The organism is Bartonella gabonensis, assembly GCF_903679515.1.
Taxonomy (GTDB): Bacteria; Pseudomonadota; Alphaproteobacteria; order Rhizobiales; family Rhizobiaceae; genus Bartonella; species Bartonella gabonensis.
Genome location: NZ_CAHOYM010000110.1, coordinates 1 through 632 on the forward strand (window position 1 = coordinate 1; position 632 = coordinate 632).

1 protein-coding gene is annotated in these 632 nt (G+C 39.7%); it reads left to right on the forward strand.

Features of this window, described 5'->3' with window-relative positions; translation table 11 throughout:
• On the forward strand, positions 1-632 hold a 632-nt coding region (locus HWX04_RS08265; RefSeq protein WP_175869635.1), incomplete at both ends, for a DUF3987 domain-containing protein.

Sequence of the window (632 nt, forward strand, 5' to 3'; positions counted from 1 at the left end):
CATTGGAAATGGCGTGCGGGTTGCTCCAAAACAACATGATGATTGGACAATTGTTCCTAATCTCTGGGGGGCTCTTATTGGTCAATCGTCAACATATAAAACACCAGCCATGAAAGCCGCTTTAGCCCCTATCACGCGCCTTCAAAAGGAATGGTATAAAGAGTGGTTAAAGCAGAAAGAAAGGCAAGAAATTGAAGAGAGATTAGAAAGTTTAGACAAAAGAGAAAAAGAAAGACAAGCCAATAAAGCGCTAAAAAAAGGAGATCTTGAAACAGCCCGTGCTCTTTTGTCTGAAGCCCCCTCTAAAGACAGTGCTCATGATGATGATGTCTCGCGGTTTATTGTCAATGATGTGACGGTTGAAAAGCTTGGGGAATTATTAAAAGAAAACCCCCGTGGTCTCTTAATGGTCCGTGATGAATTATCTGGTTTTTTAGCCAATCTAGAGAGAAAGGAATATCAAACAGACCGTTCTTTTTATTTAACAGCTTTTAATGGAGATGATCAATTTACCTATGACCGTATAGAGCGTGGAACCATTTTTATCCCCCATGTAACTTTATCAATGATTGGAGGCATTCAACCTTCACGAATTATTCCCATTATTCAAGCCATACACCATGGAATAAATG